The following is a 17372-nucleotide window of genomic DNA, read 5'->3' on the forward strand; positions in this document are numbered from 1 at the left end:
ACACAGTCGGAGCAGGAGGGATTCGCATGGCAGACGTTCAACCGGAGCATGTCCGGTTCCATCGGGTATTGTGGAGCTGGTTCGGCAAGCGGTTCGGGGAGCCGACCGAGGTGCAGCGCGAAGCGTGGGGCCGCATTCAAACCGGTGCGCATACGCTGATTTCGTCTCCGACGGGCTCGGGCAAGACGCTGGCCGCGCTGCTGCCTGGTCTGGATCAGGTGCTGCGCAGCAAGCAGCAGCTTGGGGAAGCCTATGCGCCCGGCGTGCGAACGCTGGTGGTGACGCCGCTCAAGGCGCTGAATCATGATATTCATGAGCATTTGCTTCTGTTTATTGAGGAAATTCAGGCTGAGCTGGCGGCCAGCGGGGCAGGGAACGGGAGCGCGATTACGGTCGCCGTCCGGACCGGAGACACGAAGCAGAGCACTCGCGCCTCCATGCTGCGGACGCCTCCCGATCTGCTGGTGACGACGCCGGAGTCTTTGTATTTGCTGCTGACCTCGCCGCGGGCGCGCGACATGCTCCGGACGGTGCAGCAGGTCATCGTCGATGAAATTCACGATCTCGCTGCGGACAAACGCGGCGTCCACCTGTCGCTGACGCTGGAGCGGCTGCAGCACTTGTGCGCCGGACCCATCCAGCGCATCGGCGTATCGGCGACGCAAAAGCCGATCGAGCGAATCGCCCGCTACTTGGGCGGCTGGGACGGCGAGCAGCCGCGTGGGGTGGCGATTGTCCAGAGCCAGGCGGACAAGCGTTACGCGCTGCAGGTGACGGTGCCGGAGCGGGTGCTGCCCGGCGCAGATAAGGAGGCAATCTGGACGCCGCTTGTTCAGCGGCTGCTGCAGCTGATGGAAGGGGCCCGGACGGCGCTGATCTTCGCCAACAGCCGCCGGATGTGCGAACGGCTGACGCTGCGGCTGAACGATCATGTCGGCTATGAAATGGCCCGAAGCCATCACGGGAGCGTCGCCAAGGAAAAGCGGCTGGAGGTGGAGCGGCAGCTGAAGGCGGGCGAGCTGCGCTGCCTTGTCGCCACATCGTCGCTGGAGCTAGGCATTGATGTCGGTCATGTCGAGCTGGCGCTTCAGATTGATTCGCCGTTCAGCGCTGCGGCAGGCATTCAGCGGATTGGCCGGGCCGGGCACAGCGTCGGCGGCGTGAGCCGGGGCGTGCTCGTTGCGCGCAGCCGCAGCCTTCTGCCGGAGCTGGCCGTGCTGGCCCGGCGAATTGCGGCACGCGACATCGAAGCGATCCGCGTGCCGCGGGGCGGCCTGGACGTGCTGGCGCAGCAGGTCGTCGCCCTCGTGTCGCTTGGCGATGACTGGGATGTGAACGCTCTGGAGCGGCTGCTGGCGGGCAGTGACAGCTTCCGCGACATTTCCCGCGACAGGCTGCTTGCGCTGCTGGAGCTGCTGGCGGGTTTTTACCCGTTCGCGCGCCCGCTGATTACGTGGGACCGCGACACAGGCCGTCTCGGCCGTCTGGCCGCTGCGCCGATGGCGGCGCTGGTCGGCGCGGGCACGATCCCGCAAAGCACGGCGTATCCCGTGCATCACAGCGAAACCGGACTTCATCTCGGCGAGCTGGATGAAGAATATATTCAGGAATCGTCCGTCGGGGACGTATTCCAGCTGGGGACCGCGTCGTGGCGCATTGTCCGCATCCGGCCGGAGCGTATTTATGTCCGCGAGGCGGAAAACCGCTACAGCGAAATTCCGTTCTGGCGCGGTGAAACGGGAGGCAGGTCGTTTGAGCTGGGCGAGCAGACCGGCGCTCTGTGGCGGGAGCTGCGGGCGCGGCTGCAGACCGGACCGGCGCAGGAGGCTCGGTCGTCGGCATCTGTGACGCCGAGCGGGCAGAGCGAGTTGCCTGGCCGTACGGCACAGGACGCGCAGACGCAGGAATGGCTGATGGCCGACTATTATATGGACGCCGAAGCCGCTGCGAGCTTGATCGGGCTTGTCCGCAATCAAATGGCCGTCGCCCCGGTGCCTACAGACCGGACGGTCGTCATCGAAACGTTCACCGATGAGCAAACACATGTGCATGTGGTGCTGCACAGCGTATTTGGCCGCAAGCTGAATCGCACCTGGCTGCTGGCGCTGAACCGGAAGCTGATCGAGTCGGGCCATCAGCCGACGTACACGAATGCGCGGGATAACGGCATTGAGCTTGTATTTCCCCGTTACGAAACGGCTGTCATTCAGGCGATCCGCTCGCTGACATGGGAGCAGGCTGAGCCGCTGATCGTGCATGCGGTTGCCCAGTCGCCGATGTTCAACGGCGCATTTCAGCGGCAGGCGGAAACGTCGCTGCTGCTGTCGCGCAGCTTCACCCGGATGCCTGCCTGGAAAAAACGGCTGCGCAGTCAGGAGCTGCTCAAGGAGGCGCTGCCCTTCCGGGAGCGGTTCCCGCTGTTCCGGGAGGCGATGCGCGAATGTATGGAGGAGCATGTCGATTCGGAGCATTTGCGGCAGCTGCTTGAGGCGGTGGAGCGTGGCGGACTGGCGTACGCCGAGCATCGAGCCGCTTATCCTTCGCCGCTGGCCGCGCAATTCCAGTCGGACTATACCTTCGCGCGGCTCTACGAATCCGACGCGCTGCCGCAGGATCTGCAGGTCGAGCTGCTTGGGTTCAGCCGTCAGCTGGCGGCTGAGGTGTTCGGCAGCGAAACGGTCCGGCAGGCGGTTTCCCCGCAGGCGCTCGCTGAGGAAGAACGGCGGCTGCAGCAGGCCGACCGACTGTGGCGGCAGGCGGATGACGTGCTGCGCCATCTGAAGGAACGCGGCGATGCTACGCCGGACGAGCTGCGTCGCGCCGCCGGGGCTCGCGGGAGAGCCGACGCCGGAGAAGCAGCCGGAACGCGTGACATGACGGCGGATACCGTAGGCTTGGCCGGGGCCGATGCGGGAGCGAGCGCTGCTGACGAGGGCGTGTCCAGTCATGGAGCCAAGGGCGAAGAGGCGACTGGGATTGGCGAAAGAGCTGGCTTCGACGGCGAGGAAGGAGCAGCGGATGCGGCCGATTTGCTGGACGGCTGGCTGGAGCAATTGACAGCGCGCGGGCAAATCGCGACGCTGGAGCTGCCGCTGCAGACGGTGATCGTTTGCCGCGACGAACTGGAGCTGTATGCGAGCCTGCAAACGTCTGCCGAGGCGCGGGCTTTTATTTTGCAGCGCTACAGCGACCAGGCGATTTCCATTACAGTGGAAGAACTGATGAGCCGGTACGGGTTGGAGCAGGCTGCTGCCGAAGGCTGGCTGCAAGCAGCGCTCCAGGAGCAGCGGATGGAAGCGGCGCCGTTCTCGGACCCGTCAGCCTCCGGGCTGTGGACGAGCCGGAAGGTTGCGTCGCGGCTGATCCGCACGTCGCTGCAGCTGTTCCGCCGCAACGGCGAGGCGGTGCCGGGCTTGACTTATTTGCGGCATATGCCGCTGTTTGCGAGGCTGGGCGAGGCTTCGCCGCTGACGGGCCAGGATCGGCTGCGGGAGCTGATCGGCGAGCTGCAGGGGCTATTTCTCCCGGTATCGCTGTGGGAGTCGCTGCTGTTCCCGGCCCGCATGCCAGGGTACCGCAAGCAGGAGCTGGACTTGCTGTGCTCGTCAGGCGATGTCGTCTGGATCGGCCGCAAGCAGCCGGAGGAGAAGGAAGGACGGATCGCCTTTTTCCTGGCAGAAAGCCAGGAGCTGCTTCAGCCGTGGCTGGAACGAAGCTGCGCGGAGGGCGCGCCGTCGTCCGGCCCCGGTCTGCTGCGGCTGCTGCAGGAGAAGGGGGCGGTATTTCTGACACGGCTGTCCACCGAAACGGGCCGTCCGCCATCCGTGCTGCTAACGGAGCTGCTGGAGCTGGTGTGGGACGGGCAAGCGGCCAATGACCAGTTTGCCCCGATCCGGCTGCATGCTGTCGGCAAAAGCAAAAAGACGGACAAATTTCAGTCCGGCTTCGGACGCTGGTACCCGCTGCACGCGCTGGTTCAGCCTGACTACGACCGGGAGGCGGCGGCGCTCGCCTGGATCAGGCACTTGCTCGGGCTCTATGGGCTGATCACCAAGGAGCTGATCGCTTACGCTACGCCGTATGCCTGGGAAACGGTGCTGCCGCTGCTCAAGCAGCTGGAGGAGTGGGGGGTTGTCGTCCGCGGCTTGTTTATTCAGCACGTGCCGTATTTGCAATTTGCAGCGCGTGATTTTCTGACGCAGCTGTACCAGTCGGCGGCAGCTCCGGCTGCTGCGCGGGCGGGAGGAGAGGAAGGTCGGCTGACGCTGCTGAGCGCCGTTGATCCGGCGAACCCGTTTGGCCTGCACGTCCCGTGGCCTACAGTGGCCGGGGTGTCCTTCGCCCGCAAGCCGGGTTATTATCTCGTCTTCCAGGGCGGGCGCTGGCTGTACTGGATCGAAGGCAACGGCAAGCGCATTACCAGGCTGGACGGCCGGGGCGAAGCTGCGCAAGCGCAAAGCCGTACCATTGGTGCAGCTTCCGTCCAGCGGCCGGAGGCGGTGGACTTCCACGGCGAAGCTGCGGCCGATGAAGCTGCTGCTGCTGCGGATGTCAGCATGCAGTTGAGGGCTGTATTCCGGCTGTTTTTACAGCGCGAGCAGCTGCGCAAAATTGTCGTGGAAAGCTGGAACGGGGTACGTATTGTGGAAGCCCCGGAGCAGCGGTTTCTCCAGCAGCTTGGCGCTGAACGGGACCGCAACCACTATGTGCTGTGGCCGAGCCAGCTGAACGGCTGAAGCCATTGTATGGTAGGCGAGCGGCCGTTTTTTTGCTAAGATGAGGAGCAGAGCGTGTACCTTCATCGAAGGTGATCCGAAATGCTTCGATCAGAAACTTTTTTTATCGACGGAAAGAGGTTGTAGCTGTGGAAATTCGCCTGGCAACGTTAGCGGACGTACCGTCCATTCTGGACATTTATAATGAAGCAATCGCCAATACGGTGGGGACGTTTGATACGGTGGAGCGAACGCTGGAGCAGCAGCAGGAATGGTTCACCCAGCATGGAGACGCTTATCCAGTTATTGTAGCGGAGGAGCAGGGCGTCATTACCGGCTGGAGCGCGCTGAACCGGTATTCCGACCGGCAGGCGTACGCGCGGACCAGCGAGCTGTCGCTGTACATTCGCAGCGATTACCGGGGCCAGGGCATCGGCCGCAGGCTGCTGGAGCTGATGCTCAAGGAAGGCAAGCAGGCGGGACTGCATACCGTGCTGTCGCGGATCGAGGAAAGCAATGAGCCAAGCTTGCATCTGCACCGGGCGTACGGCTTTGAAACGGTCGGCACCATGCGCGAGGTCGGGGTCAAGTTCGGCCGGCTGCTGAATGTCGTAATTCTGCAAAAAATGCTGTAGCCCGACAGCTGGAGAACCGCTGCTTGCTTGACTCGATTTTTATCGCCCGATATAATGGGAGATATGTGAAATTAGACCGGGTCACCAGGCTCCGCGCGGAGGCTGCAGAAGGCACCCCATCAGGGGTGCTTTCTCGCATTCGGGGGCCGGGTGAGGCTGCATCCATGGAAAGGGGCTTATTCAAACATGAACTACAAGCAATGGCTGGCCGAGCAAACGGTATCGAAGCTGGACGGCGTGAGCGCGGAGGCGCTGGCGGAATGGATCGAATACCCGCCAAATCCGCAGATGGGCGACCTGTCGCTTCCCTGCTTCAAGCTGAGCAAGCAGCTGCGCAAGGCTCCCCAACAAATCGCCGAGGGGCTGGCGCAAGGCTGGGAGGAGAATCCGCTGGTGGAGCGCGTTGAGGCGGTAGCCGGTTACTTCAACGTCTTTCTGAACAAATCGGCGTATGCAACCGATGTCGTCGGCGAAGTGCTGGCCCAGGGCGAATCGTTCGGCGCGCAAAATATCGGCCAAGGCCGCAGCATCGTGATCGACTACTCTTCGCCGAACATTGCCAAGACGTTTCATATCGGGCATCTGCGCTCGACAGTCATCGGGCGGTCGTTGCACCGGATTTTTAGCTTCCTTGGCTACAACAGTGTAGGCGTCAATCATCTGGGCGACTGGGGCACCCAATTCGGCAAGCTGATCGTGGCCTACAAGCTGTGGGGCGATGATGCGGCGGTGGAAGCGGACGGGATCGGCGAGCTGCAGCGCATCTATGTGAAGTTCCACGAGGAGGCCGATGTGCGTCCCGAACTGGAGGATGAGGCGCGCGCCTGGTTTGTCAAGCTGGAGCAGGGCGATGAGGAAGCAGGCAAGCTGTGGCGCTGGTTTGTCGATATCAGCCTGAAGGAATTTCAACGCATGTACGATCTGCTCGGCGTGACCTTTGACTCGTATGCAGGCGAGAGCTTTTACAACGATAAAATGGCCGCCGTGCTGGACGAGTTGAAGGAGAAGGCGCTGCTGGAGGAGGATCAGGGCGCGCTGCTCGTCAAGCTGGAGGATTACAATATGCCGCCTGCCTTGATGGTCAAGAAGGATGGGGGCACCTTGTACCATACGCGCGATGTAACGGCGGCGAAATACCGCAAAGCGACGTATGACTTCGAGAAGGCCATTTATATTACGGATGCCGGTCAAAGCTTGCATTTTCAGCAATGGTTCAAGGTTATTGAGCTGATGGGCTATGCGTGGGCGAAGCAGCTTGTGCATGTGCCGTTTGGCAAGGTCGGTCTCGAAGGGGCGAAGCTGTCCACACGCAAGGGCAATGTGATCAACCTGGAGGACCTGCTGACCAAGGCGATCGAGAAAACACGGGACATTATCGAGGAGAAAAATCCGGAGCTGGACAACAAGGATGAGGTTGCCCGTCAGGTTGGCGTCGGCGCGATTGTGTTCAACGACCTGAGCAACAACCGGGTGAAGGATATTGTATTCTCCTGGGAGGAGGCGCTGAACTTCGAAGGCGAAACCGGGCCGTATGTGCAGTATGCGCACGCTCGCGCCTGCAGCATTTTGCGCCGGGCTGAGGATACGGCATCGGAGGGCCAGAGCGCAGGCGCGGCGGCCGAGCTGGGGCTGCTGACCGAGGCAGCCGAGCAGGGCTTGGTGCGCGAGCTGTACATGTTCCGCGAGCGGGTCGTTCAGGCGATGGACAAGCTGGAGCCGTCGATTATCAGCCGCTACCTGATTGATCTGGCGCAGGCGTTCAACCGTTTCTACCGCGAATGCCCGATTCTCAAGGCGGACGTTCCGGCTGATGTGAAGACGGCGCGTCTGGCGCTGGTGAAGGCGGCGACGATTGGGTTGACGAACGGGCTGCGCCTGATTGGTCTGGAAGCGCCGCAGAAAATGTAAGCTGTAAAATATGGAAATCGTAACGGAATGAGAAAGCCCTTCTCCGTCTGCGCAGCAGGAAGCTGCCGGACGGGGGAGGGCTTTTTTGCGCTGCGCGGAGGTACAGTGCGTGTGCGAGGGCATTTGTGCGATGGGGCGGTCATCAGTCGGTTTACGCCAGCAAGGCAGTAGAGCAGCAGGTCAGCAGAGCGTCATAGAAGCAGAGCCTCAGAGCAGCAGAGCATCATGGCGTCAAAGCAGCAGGGCTTTTGCGTCAGTGTTCCGCTTTACATGGACAGGGTGTTTGCTGCGGCAGGGGCTTGCCCATACTAGGAACAGAAGGAGGGGGCGTCATGGGCAAAAGTGATGAGCTGGTCAAATATGTGACGGAGCGGTTTGTCCGTTATATGGATACGCCCAAGGAAGTACGCCGTCAGGCGCGGGCCGGACGCAAGGAAACGAAGGAGCGGTGGGACGTGCGCTGGTTCGGCATGCTGCCGCTCGCGCTGCGCATGTGGCGGACCCGCTGGTTCGGTAAAAAGAAGCGGTCGCGGAGCTGAGCGTGAGGCTTTGGGAGGAAGCCTGGCCGCATCCGATTCAAACCCGGCGATCATCCGCAGCAAGTCTGCAAACAAAAAAAAGGGAAAAGCTTCTTGCACCCGAGTCTCGTCGGCCTTCCTGAGAAGGGGCCGTCATGCCTCAAGGGAACGCGGGAAGCTTTTCTATATAGGGAGTGAGGAGAGAAACCGTTGGTTAGGGGTACAGCTTGCCCAGACGCAGGATCGCGTCCAGTGGAAGATAGCGATCGCCATCCTGCGCGACCTGCACGTAGGCGTCGCCGCCGGACCATTCCTGATAGCCGGCTACGGCCAGCGGAACGGTCACCTCGCCGTTATACAGCTCGGCGACAAATACGGGAGGCGTTCCTGCATGGATGCGTGCTTGCAGCAGCTCCAGGCTGCTGCTGTCCGTCAGCGGCGTTCCCTGAACCCAGGAAAGCTTGGCAAACGGATCAACCGGCGCTGAATAACCGGTGTTTACTATTTTATGCTGAAGGGCGGTTGTGGTGAACGCTTGCAACGGAGCGGACGGCTCAGGGAAGCTGTCCTTGGTCATAAATGGAAGCTCCTCGCCGGTTTTGGCGTCCAGGTACCAGACTCGGTCCGCGTTGTCCACCGTTACTTTCCAAACCGCCTGCAGCGGGTTCCAATAATAAGGCTGAGCCTGATACGTATACTCCATAAGTTCGAGCTGCACCAAGCTTTGGTACAGCGTATTGCGGCTGAACAGCGGGGAGCTGCCTTTGCCGTATTCCGTAAGCCGATAGCCGCCGGATTCCGCAGCGTGAACGATCAGATAGCCTGTATCCTGACCGGCCGAGCGGAGCAAAATGACCCAGCCGTGAGTACCTGGACCAAGCGGCTGACTGCTCCAGTCTGCCTGTGCCCAGCCTTCGAAGCCGGGCTGCCTGGACAATTCGCCGATGTAACCTGTCACCGCTTCGCTCAGCTCTTGGGCTGGCGGGAGGGAGGTGAGCGGTTCGCCGGGTGCGGGTCCTGCAGTTGGCGCCGGTTCATTCGGCGGCAAGGTGGGCGCTGTCGATAAGTTGGCAGCGTTTACGGCTGAGCGGCCGGGTTGTATGCCTTCGCTTTCTCCGACGGGTCCAATGGGCGGTTGCCCCGAGCTTGCCGGTTCAGCATGTGCGACATGACCTGCAGATGTAGGCGCGACCGGCACGAGAACCAGCAAGCCGGTTCCGAGCGCGAGGGAGGACAGGAAGAGCATGAGCTTTTTCATAACATTCACCTGCTTCACCTTGGAGTCGGTGCATATCGCCTCGACCTGCGCCGCAAGAGCGAATATGCCTTTATTGTACAAGCTATGCCGGAAAAAGTTTGTTAGAACATGTAGACGGCCGAAAAATACTTTTCCCGGAAAACTGCTAGTGTTCGCGCGGGTTCGTCAGGAGAGCGGACCATTCGCAGCCGGAAGGTGGAACAATCCGCAGTTGATGGCGCAAATTTGGATGCGCGGCCGATGCTGCCACTCTACCTCCTGGGTGCGGCGCTCATATTGCGCGTCAATTTCGGCTTTTGCCTCCGGCTCGGCGGAACGCAGCAGCGTCTCATAATAGTCGCGTACCCGGTGATGCTCCTCGCGGAGACGGTTGTTCGCATGGATCGCCCATTGGTGGTCGTAGCCAGCCAGCTTTTGCTCCATAAATTGTTCGAGAAACAAGACGGCTCGCGGCAGCGTCAGCTTGTCAGGGATGACATACACGCGTGCAGGCAGGCGCGGCGTCAGCTTGCGCGGAGCGATCCAGTCCTGAAACTGCTCGCGGATTTCCCCGGTCAGCAGCTGAATGCCGACGGAATGAAATTCGCTCCGCTTCATGTCGCACGTCAGCTCGACCTTGTAGTTGACTGCCAGCCATGTTTCATACGGCACCGTATGGTGAAAGGGCTGTGACAGCTGCGCGGCCGGAGGGGCGTACGCCTCAAACAGGCGGACGAAACGTCCCTTGGCGCGGACGGCGTCGAACAGCTGCTCCAGCCGCCGGCTGCCGTAGGTCAGCTCATCGCGCGGCACCCGGGCGATGGCGGTGGTCGGCACGAAGCCGAAGTAACGGCCGAGGATGCTGTCGCCTGACGGCGGTTGTCCTGCACCGGCGGGCGCGGGCGAAGTGCTTGCCGCAGCGCCAAGCCTGGCCGTATCAGCTCCATCATCCGTCCTCGCAGCGGTTCCAGCATAAGTGGCTCCGCGCCCGACGCTTCCGGTAGCCTTGGCGCTACCGTCTGCCCCAGCCGTCTGCCCGTTAGCTGCTGCTTCGCCTACGCCAGGCCCCGGCTGCTGGGGCTTCGCCGGAGCATTGCTTGGCGCGGCGCCCGGCGGCGCTGCCAGGCTCATGCCCGGTTGAGGACCGCCCGGCTGCGGATGGGGATGCAGCTCACGGTACGCTTCTGGCTCAAAAATGAACGTACACGTCATCGTCTCCGGAGTAACGCCGGTCCGCTCTACGAAGCTCCAGTAATACGGCCGATGCGTCAAGTCGCGGTCGGCGGACGGAGACAGCTTGACGGTTACGTACGCGGGATGCTTTTCAATTAGCTCGCATTGCTCGGCCTCCAGGTAACGGAGCACGAAGGAGCGGATCTGTGCGCTGTCCATACTCATGGATGCACCTCCCCGCCGCCGGGCGGAGGCATCACCGACTGGCCGACGGCGTTAAGCAGGGCGGAGAACGGCGTATCCGTCTGGCCGTCCGGTTCTCCCGCCGAAGCAACGGGCGGCTGGCTTTGGCGCAGCTGAGTAAACGATTCGCCCAGATCATGAATATGCCGGCGCATTTCGTCCGGGTCGCTGGCGGTCAGCAGCAGCTTGGCCAGATGCGATTCAAGCGGCGTCTGCTGCTCCAGCCGTTCGAGAATCGTATCCAGTCCGCCGATGACCAGCTCGAACATATTAATTTTCTCATGGAGCAGCGATAAAATATGCTCCTCGATGGTGCCGGTCGTGGACAGGTTGTAAATTTTCACGTCCTGCTGCTGGCCGAGCCGATGTACCCGTCCGATCCGCTGCTCGACCCGCATCGGGTTCCAGGGCAGATCGAAGTTAATCATATGGTGGCAAAATTGCAGGTTAATGCCTTCGCCGCCCGCTTCGGTTGCGATCAGCACCTGCGCACGGTTGCGGAACAGGTCCATCATCCAGTCTTTTTTGCCCCGGTTCATGCCCCCGCGGTAAGGGACAGCGGTGATTTTACGGTCGCGTAAATATTGCAGCAAATATTCCTGGGAGGCGCGGTATTCGGTAAACACGATCACCTTGTCCTGAATCGACTCGATCAGCTCCAGCACCTTTTCCGCCTTTGTATTGGCTTTGATCCCGCGGATGACTTCTACGAGCTCCCAAATCTTGGGGCGGATCGGAGAATCCTCGTCTGTTTTCTTAAACATGTTGACGAGTGTAATAAACACCGCATCCCGGCTGGAGCATACCTCGCGCTGCAGCGTGACCAGCGACAGCACGCTGCTCAGATCGCCGCCGGACTCTTCATAGCGGGTGCGGACGAAGCGGGTGACGCCGTCATACAGCGCTTGCTCCTCCGGCGACAGCTGGAGCGGAATGTTGCGGACGATCCGTTTCGTAAACGACACCTGGCCATCGCTGCGCCGGTTGCGGATCATGACTTTGCCGAGCTCCTGCTGGAGCTGCTCTTCATTTTTCGGGATGCGCTTATCGACGACAAAGTTGGACTGAAAGCTCGTCTGCCCGCCAAGCTGGCCCGGCTTCAGCAGGGTGATCAAGTTGTACAGCTCCTTGAGATCGTTTTGCACCGGGGTCGCGGTCAGCAGCAGACAATATTTTTTGCGCAGCTCCATGACGAACTGGTAGTTGGTCGTTTTTTTGTTTTTGAGCTTATGCGCCTCGTCGATAATGAGCATGTCATATTCCTGCTCCATCACGATGCTGCGGTGCGGATCACGCTTGGCTGTATCCATCGAGGCGACGATAATGTCCTGCTGCGCCCACATATACGCTTTCTTTTGCGCCACGGCGGGAATGCCCAGCTTCTGGTTCAGCTCCCGCACCCATTGCAGGACAAGCGAGGCGGGCACGAGAATGAGCACCTTGCGGACAAGCCCGCGAATCATATATTCCTTCAAAATCAGCCCGGCTTCAATCGTTTTGCCCAGGCCGACCTCATCGGCGAGAATCGCTCTGCCCCGCATCTCGGTCAGCACCCTTCTGGCTGTGCTTGTTTGATGCTCCAGTGGAACGAGATTCGGCAGATGCGACAAACAGAGCAGCTCGTCGAAGGAGCCGATCATGCCGGAACGCTCAGCCTCGCAGGCGAGACGAAACATCGTCCAGTCATCCCACGGACCGTTGCGCTGGGCGCGGGCATGAAGCTCCTCGAACCAATCCCGTTCAAAATGCAGCTCCACATGCTCGTTCAGCGGGCGTATATGTTCTTTGCGTTCGGTCGGTTGCATGGTGGACACTCGCTCCTTTTCATCGGCGCATGCCTTCAGGTGTCGCTCTCGGATTCCGAGTTAATTTTTAGTATGTACGAAACCGGGCGCTTTCAAACGGCGGCGGGATGCATTATGATGAAGGGTAGCGTCGCTGGACGCTTACTCTGTAGATGAGCTGGTGATGGGAATGGAAACGAAGACATGGCGATGGATTCGGTCGGGCGCAAGCGATCCGGCCTATAATATGGCGATAGACGAGGCGATTTTGACAGCGCACGGGGAAGGGGCGGTTCCGCCGACGGTGCGCTTCTACGGCTGGTCGCCGGCGACACTGTCGATCGGTTACTTTCAGAAGGCGAAGGAGGAGATCGACTTTGCCGCTGTCGAGCAAGCCGGGTACGGGTTCGTGCGCCGGGCGACCGGCGGACGTGCGGTGCTGCACGATCAGGAGCTGACGTACAGCATGATCGTTTCGGAAAGCTACCCCGGCATTCCGCGCAGCGTAACCGAGGCGTACCGGGTGCTGAGCGAAGGTCTGCTGCTTGGCTTCCGCAGGCTTGGTCTGGCCGCCGATATGGTGCAGCTCGCCAGTCCCGAGGAGCAGGAGAAATATGCGTCGATGGGCTCGGCGGCGTGCTTTGATTCACCTTCCTGGTACGAGCTTGTCGTGGAAGGCCGGAAGGTAGCGGGCAGCGCGCAGACGCGCGCAAAAGGCGTCGTGCTGCAGCATGGCTCGATTTTGCTCGACCTGGATGCGGATGCGTTGTTTAATCTGCTGGTGTTCAGCTCCGACCGGATCAAGGACCGGATGAAGCAGCAGTTTGAGCGCAAGGCGATTGCGATCAATGATCTGCTGCGGTCCGTCGGGCGCGAGCCGGTGGGCTTGGCCGACGTGGAGAACGCCTTTGAGTCGGGCATTGCCGAAGGGCTGGGCGTCCGGCTGGAGCCGGGCGAGCTGACCGCTTACGAGCAGGAGCTGGCCGAGCAGCTGGTGCGGGAGAAATACGGAAATGCCGAGTGGAATTTGCGGCGCTAGCTTGTGAACGGGTGAGCGGCGCGGTTCGAGACGTGGGGAGATAAAAAAAGCCGTTCGGTTTTCCGGAACGGCTCTTGCTCTTTCGTCGTGCATAGCCCCCTGTTTCGGGCGATCTATCCGTTTATTCGCCGATCATGGCTTCGAAGGCCGTCTGCAGCTGCTGGACGACCGGGCCGCGAACGCCATTGCCGACCGGGCGGTTGTCTACGCGGATGACCGGCGTCACCTCGGCGGTTGTGCTCGTAATCAGCACCTCGTCCGCCTGGCCCAGCGCCTCAACGGTAAAAGGCTCCTCCACGACGGGGATGTCCAGCTCCCGGGCGAGCCGCAGCACAACCATACGCGTAATGCCATGCAGGATCAGATGATTGGCCGGGTGCGTGCGCAGCGCACCGTTTTTGACGATCATCAGATTGGAGGCGCTGCATTCCGTGACCGTTCCGCTGCGATGGAAAATAACTTCGTCCGCGCCCCGGTCCAGCGCATCCTGCTTGGCCATGACATTCGGCAGCAGATTCAGCGTTTTCAGATCGCAGCGGAGCCAGCGAATATCGTCCAGCGTAACGGCGGTAATGCCCTGGCGCATACTGTCCAGCGGCCGGTCATAGCTGTAGGCGTAAGCCATCAGGACAGGCTCGGCGTAAGCCGGGAACGGATGCGAGCGGGCGGCGATCCCCCGGGTAATTTGCATATAAATGTTGCCAGTCCGGATGCCGTCTCGTACGAGCAGCTCCCGCAGCCTTTCCTCCATCACAGAGCGGGAAAACGGAAGCGGAATACGCAGCGCCCTGGCTGTCCGCTCCAACCGTTCGAAATGCCCGGCTGCTTCAAAAATCACACCGTTATAGACACGGAAAACCTCATATAAGCCGTCTCCGAAATAATAACCCCGGTCATCGGGCGAAATATGGACCTCATGCCGCGGAAGCAGCTCATGCTGGTACCAGACCGTAGAGGATTGAGACATCATAAGAAGAACCCCTTTTGCGTGAAATATTAAACGTTGCTTTCAGACTATCAAACGGGAGCGGTCCAAGTCAAAAAAAACAGGCGAACCGCGAAAAGAGGCGCAAGCCGGAGCATGTCGCAGAGAAACCTTTGCCGCTTGGCCCGACGCCCGAAATTTCACCGATTTCTCACTCGAAGTCCGGCAGACGGTCGTATATAATGAAGCTTATCTATAGAGGCTCGGACGGAGCCTCCGGGAGCGAGACCGGTTACGTGTCTTGACGTTCCGCAAAGCCCCTGCCATCCGGTACGGGCAGCCGTCACATTCCCAGGGGGTGTTGGCTTGAAAACTGTGCAGCAGACCAGGTTGGAAGGGTTAAGCGAAAAAATATTTTTGGACCGCTACGCGATGAAAAATGCGGATACCAGCCATACAAAGGTGGGAGATACCGTCCTCGTGCTCACGAAGGATGATCCCAAGTTTCCTGCGAAGGAAGTCGGCGAAGTGATCGAACGCCAAGGCTCGTTGGTCAAGGTTAAGGTGCGCAGCGGCGACATTGTCGAATCCTCCGTCGAAAAGCTGACACTTACCGTGGAGAAGACGCCTCAGCAAATGTGGGACAGGCTGGCCGGTGCGATGGCTTCGGTCGAAGCGACGCCTGAGAAACGCCAGCTGTGGACGGAGCGGTTCCGGTACATTTTGGATGACTGGAAGCTTGTTCCGGGCGGCCGGATTGCGGCTGGCGCCGATGCGAGCGATGAGCTGACGTTATTCAACTGTTATGTCATCCCGTCGCCGCGTGACAGCCGTGGAGGCATCATGTCCACCCTGACCGAGATGACGGAAATTATGGCGCGCGGCGGCGGCGTTGGCATCAACCTGTCCTCGCTTCGTCCCCGCCGGGCGGTGGTTAGAGGCGTCAACGGCTCCTCCAGCGGCGCTGTTTCCTGGGGAGGCTTATTCAGCTACACGACGGGATTGATCGAGCAGGGCGGAAGCCGCCGCGGCGCGCTGATGCTGATGATGAATGACTGGCATCCGGATGTCGTCGATTTTATTACGGTCAAGCAGTCGATGGGTCAAATTACGAATGCCAACCTGTCCGTCTGTGTGAGCAACGGCTTCATGAAGGCGGTCAAGGAGGATCTGGACTGGGAGCTGGTGTACCCGGACACAACCGACCCGGACTATGACGAGCTGTGGGACGGCGATCTGGACAAATGGCGCAGCAGCGGCAAAGCGGTGCTGCCATACCGTACGGTCAAGGCGCGCGAGGTGTGGCATACGATTATTGAATCGGCCTGGAAGTCGGCGGAGCCTGGTGTCGTCTTCATGGAATATTACAACCAGATGTCCAACAGCTGGTATTTCAACCCGATTATTTGTACGAATCCGTGCGGCGAGCAGGGGCTGCCGGCGTGGGGCGTGTGTAACTTGTCGGCGGTCAACTTGTCCAAGTTTTATGATGAGGCGAAGCATGACGTGGCGTGGGACGAGCTGGCTGAGGTGGTGCGGTTTTCGACGCGCTTCCTGGATAATGTCATCGACAAGACGCCTTATCACTTTGAAGAAAACCGGGTTAATCAGCAAAATGAGCGCCGGGTCGGTCTAGGCTCCATGGGCCTTGCCGAGCTGATGATCAAGCTGGGCATCCGTTACGGCAGCCCGGAATCGCTGGAATTTCTTGACCGCATCTATGGATTTATGGCGCGGGAGGCTTATTTGGCGTCGGCCGAAATTGCCGGGGAAAAAGGCTCATTTACGCAGTTTGAAGCGGAGCCGTTTCTGCAAAGCGGCTTCATGCAGTCGATGACCCGCGTATACCCGGAGGTCGGCGAAGCGATCCGGCAAAAGGGGATGCGCAACGTTACGGTCATCACGCAAGCGCCGACCGGCAGCACCGGGACGATGGTCGGTACCTCGACCGGCATCGAGCCTTACTTCGCGTTTGAATATTACCGGCAAAGCCGTCTCGGCTTCGACAAGCAATATGTGCCGATTGCCCAGCAATGGAAGGATACGCACCCGCAGCAGGAGCTGCCGGACTATTTCGTTACGGCGATGGACCTGTCGGCGGAGGATCATATCCGGGCGCAGGCGGCGATTCAGAAATGGGTGGACAGCTCGATTTCGAAGACCGCAAACTGCCCGTCGGACTTTACCGTTGAGGAAACGAAGCGGCTGTATGAGCTGGCGTTTGACCTGGGCTGCAAGGGCGTGACGATTTACCGTGACGGCAGCCGGGATGTGCAGGTGCTTAGCACGGAGAAAAAGGAGGGCCAGCAGGACAGCGGCTCGGCGGTGTCGGCTTCGACCGGAGCTGAAGCTGCGCCGTCGTCGGCGGCAGGAACGGTAGCGGCTGAAAGCGCCGGGGCGTCGTCTGCGTCGTCGGCATCGGAAGCGCCTGGACAAGCATCGTCTGCGTCTGCGGCATCTGCCACCCTTTCGTCTGCCGTCCCGGCATCGACAGGAGCAGGCCAGACATCCGTAGCGGCAAGTGAACCGGCTTCCCTGACTCGCTTGACCGAATCGCTGGCCGTCTCCATCGACCCGCGTACGGAGCAAGTATTCGACAAGCAATACAAGCGCCGCCCGCAAGCGCTGCGGGGTGCGACCTACAAGTTCAACACGCCGTTTGGCATGGCCTACATTACGATTAATGATATGAACGGCTCGCCGAGCGAAATTTTCCTGAATGTCGGCAAGGCCGGCTCCGATGTATTTGCGATGTCCGAGGCGCTGGGCCGCGTATGCTCGTTGTTCCTGCGTTACGGCGATCACGGCAACAAGGTACAGCTGCTGGTGAAGCACCTGAAGGGGATCGGCGGCTCGGGCGCCATTGGCTTCGGCGCGAATCGCGTGGAATCTATCGCCGACGCTGTGGCCAAGGCGCTGGACATGCACGGCGATCACACGGACACCGCTGACGACTACGTGACGGCCACCCAGGAGATCGTAGCAGAGCCGGCTGCGCCGTCAGCGCCAGCGCCGTACTCGGTTGCTTCGAGTGCGGTTTCTTCGCTCGACTTGTGCCCGTCCTGCGGCTCCGCTTCGCTGATTAATAGCGAGGGCTGCAAAAATTGTGCGAATTGCGGGTATAGCAGGTGCTCGTAATCTAACTGAATAAAAATACAAGATGAGTCAGCTGTGATTTTTCATATGAAGTGAGAA

General features: G+C 60.5%; 10 protein-coding genes. 6 read left to right on the plus strand and 4 right to left on the minus strand.

Translation table 11 applies throughout. The features are described 5' to 3' along the window. Nucleotides 1–158 precede the first annotated feature (158 nt). From AC6ROY_RS12170 to AC6ROY_RS12185, 4 genes are all read left to right on the plus strand, one after another. Nucleotides 159–4736: a DEAD/DEAH box helicase gene (locus AC6ROY_RS12170; RefSeq protein ID WP_500100875.1), complete on the plus strand. Its 4578-nt coding sequence runs from the start codon at nt 159–161 to the stop codon at nt 4734–4736. A 128-nt stretch (nt 4737–4864) separates the two neighbouring features. Further along, entirely contained in the window at nt 4865–5350 is a 486-nt protein-coding gene (locus tag AC6ROY_RS12175) for a GNAT family N-acetyltransferase (protein ID WP_500100715.1), read from the plus strand. Nucleotides 5351–5536: 186 nt separating this feature from the next. After that, on the plus strand, nt 5537–7258 hold the full coding sequence (gene argS, locus AC6ROY_RS12180) for an arginine--tRNA ligase (RefSeq protein ID WP_500100716.1): 1722 nt from the start codon (nt 5537–5539) through the stop codon (nt 7256–7258). Nucleotides 7259–7590: 332 nt separating this feature from the next. Continuing rightward, on the plus strand, nt 7591–7797 hold the full coding sequence (locus tag AC6ROY_RS12185) for a YqzE family protein (protein WP_500100718.1): 207 nt from the start codon (nt 7591–7593) through the stop codon (nt 7795–7797). Between the two features lie 193 nt (nt 7798–7990). On the opposite strand, the gene AC6ROY_RS12190 is transcribed toward AC6ROY_RS12185, so the two are convergent. The 3 genes from AC6ROY_RS12190 to AC6ROY_RS12200 all read right to left on the minus strand — a co-directional run bounded on the left by AC6ROY_RS12190 (nt 7991) and on the right by AC6ROY_RS12200 (nt 12234). Next, a complete protein-coding gene (locus tag AC6ROY_RS12190) occupies nt 7991–9034 on the minus strand; it encodes a hypothetical protein (protein WP_500100719.1) in 1044 nt (347 codons plus the stop codon). Between the two features lie 165 nt (nt 9035–9199). Further along, on the minus strand, nt 9200–10411 hold the full coding sequence (locus AC6ROY_RS12195; protein ID WP_500100720.1) for a YqhG family protein: 1212 nt from the start codon (nt 10409–10411) through the stop codon (nt 9200–9202). Next, nucleotides 10408–12234, minus strand: a complete 1827-nt coding sequence (locus tag AC6ROY_RS12200) for a DEAD/DEAH box helicase (protein WP_500100722.1) — start codon at nt 12232–12234, stop codon at nt 10408–10410. The genes AC6ROY_RS12195 and AC6ROY_RS12200 overlap by 4 nt, the downstream gene beginning before the upstream one ends. 169 nt (nt 12235–12403) lie before the next feature. On the opposite strand from AC6ROY_RS12200, the gene AC6ROY_RS12205 reads away from it, so the two are divergent. Then, a complete protein-coding gene (locus AC6ROY_RS12205) occupies nt 12404–13252 on the plus strand; it encodes a lipoate--protein ligase family protein (RefSeq protein WP_500100723.1) in 849 nt (282 codons plus the stop codon). 121 nt (nt 13253–13373) lie between these two features. Here AC6ROY_RS12205 and dat read toward each other — a convergent pair whose 3' ends face one another. Next, nucleotides 13374–14222, minus strand: a complete 849-nt coding sequence (dat, locus tag AC6ROY_RS12210; protein WP_500100724.1) for a D-amino-acid transaminase — start codon at nt 14220–14222, stop codon at nt 13374–13376. 321 nt (nt 14223–14543) lie between these two features. Between dat and AC6ROY_RS12215 the strand changes: the two genes are divergently transcribed. Then, nucleotides 14544–17315 (plus strand): adenosylcobalamin-dependent ribonucleoside-diphosphate reductase, encoded by a 2772-nt coding sequence (locus AC6ROY_RS12215; protein WP_500100725.1) that lies wholly within the window; start codon nt 14544–14546, stop codon nt 17313–17315. Nucleotides 17316–17372 lie beyond the last annotated feature (57 nt).

The organism is Paenibacillus sp. sg306046, from assembly GCF_059821225.1.